Source organism: Nonomuraea sp. NPDC048881, from assembly GCF_040649795.1.
Lineage (GTDB): Bacteria > Actinomycetota > Actinomycetes > Streptosporangiales > Streptosporangiaceae > Nonomuraea.
This window is the reverse complement of sequence record NZ_JBEZGC010000052.1, coordinates 1-1,752: the sequence shown is the minus strand read 5'-3', so window position 1 is coordinate 1,752 and position 1,752 is coordinate 1. Positions and strand designations below refer to the sequence as shown.

1 protein-coding gene and 2 pseudogenes are annotated in these 1,752 nt (G+C 70.5%); 1 reads left to right on the top strand and 2 read right to left on the bottom strand.

Features of this window, described 5'->3' with window-relative positions; genetic code table 11:
* Nucleotides 1–384, bottom strand: a pseudogene (locus AB0C33_RS51130) (phospholipid carrier-dependent glycosyltransferase); the annotation flags it as partial.
* A gap of 5 nt (nt 385–389) precedes the next feature.
* A complete protein-coding gene (rsmI, locus tag AB0C33_RS51125; protein ID WP_358303130.1) occupies nt 390–1,232 on the bottom strand; it encodes a 16S rRNA (cytidine(1402)-2'-O)-methyltransferase in 843 nt (280 codons plus the stop codon).
* Nucleotides 1,233–1,311: 79 nt separating this feature from the next.
* Between rsmI and AB0C33_RS51120 the strand changes: the two are divergent.
* Nucleotides 1,312–1,752 (top strand): annotated as a pseudogene (locus AB0C33_RS51120) (phospholipid carrier-dependent glycosyltransferase); the annotation flags it as partial.

Below are 1,752 nucleotides of genomic sequence, written 5' to 3'. Positions count from 1 at the left end.
CGCGAACCGCCAGCCGAACGGGTTCATCCCGAACAGCCACTCACCCGCGCCGATCATCCACTTGCCCAGCGGCGGATGCGCGACGAACGAGGCGCAGTCGGACGACTGGGGGCACTGGCGGAAGATGTCCAGGTTCCCGGCGATGAGCCGCCGGTCGGCGATCGGGTTCTTGGCGTCGCCCAGCATCGCGCGCTCGACGCCGTACCGAAGCAGGGACCAGGCGTCCTTGGCGTAGTAGGTCTCGTCGAAGACGACGGCCTTCGGCTCACCGAGGCGGACGAACCGCAGCAGCCCGCCGAAGAGGGCGACCAGCAGCGGCCCCGCCCAACCTAAGAGGGGCCGCCCCTGGAACGGCGGGACCAGCCGTCGTGCCGTCTCCCCCATGTCGATCACCCTATGCGTTTGTGCACCAGGTCATAAAGTTCGCGTCTCGGCACGCCCGCGCCCTTGGCCACGTCGGCGATGGCGATCTTCCGCTGCTCGCCCTCGGCCACCCGGCGGTCGACCTCGGCGACCAGCTCGTCCATGTCGGGCTCGCCCGCCCCCGGCACGCGGCCCGCGACGACCACGGTGATCTCGCCCTTGACGCCGCCCGCGGCCCACTCGGCCAGCTCGCCGAGACCGCCGCGGCGCACCTCCTCGTACGTCTTGGTCAGCTCGCGGCAGACGGCGGCGGGCCGGTCTGCCCCGAACGCCTCGGCCATCGCGCCCAGCGACTCGGCCAGCCGGTGGGGGGCCTCGAAGAAGACCATCGTCCGCTCCTCGGCCGCCAGCGCGGACAGCCGCCGCGCCCGGTCGCCGGTCTTGCGCGGCGGGAAGCCCTCGAAGCAGAACCTGTCGCTGGCCAGCCCCGACACGGCGAGGGCCGTGGTGACGGCGCTCGGCCCCGGCAGCGCGGTCACCGTGATGCCCGCCTCGACCGCCAGGTGGGTCAGGCGGTAGCCGGGGTCGGACACCCCGGGCATCCCGGCGTCGGTGATGACCACGACCGTGCGGCCCTGTCTCAGCGCCTCGACCAGCTCCTGGGCGCGACCCGCCTCGTTCTGGTCGTAGTAGGACACCACCCGGCCGCTGATCTCCACGCCCAGCTCGGTGGCGAGCCTGCGCAGCCGTCTGGTGTCCTCGGCGGCCACCACGTCGGCGCCGGCGAGCACCTCCCGCAGCCGCGGCGAGACGTCACCCGCCTGACCGATGGGGGCTCCGGCCAGCACCAACCTGCCTTCTCCAGTCACCCGACCATTGTGGCAGGGCATACCAATTAGACCGTGATTCTTGCAGTACCTAACGGCTTGGGGCCCGTACGATGTCCGAATGGCGGTGACCGATTCCCCGTACCAGGCCTACGACAACCCGGAGGTCGGCGAGAGTCAATCGCAGACGCGGTCCCTGCGTGACCGGGTGATCCCCCCCATGCGTGGCAGCGTCCTGTGGGGGTGGGTCGGCCCGCTGCTGGTCACGCTCTTCGGCGGCATCCTGCGCTTCGTCAACCTGGGCCACCCGCGGGCCGTGGTCTTCGACGAGACCTACTACATGAAGGACGCCTTCTCCCTGATCAACTGGGGCGTCGAGCGCGTCACGATCAAGGACGCGGACAAGGCGATCCTGGCCGGGAAGACCGACATCTGGCAGTCGTGCACGCAGGAGACGCTCGACAAGTGCGCCTCGTACGTGGTGCATCCCCCGCTCGGCAAATGGATGATCGGCGCGGGTGAGTGGCTGTTCGGGCTCAACCCGTTCGGCTGGCGGTTCGCC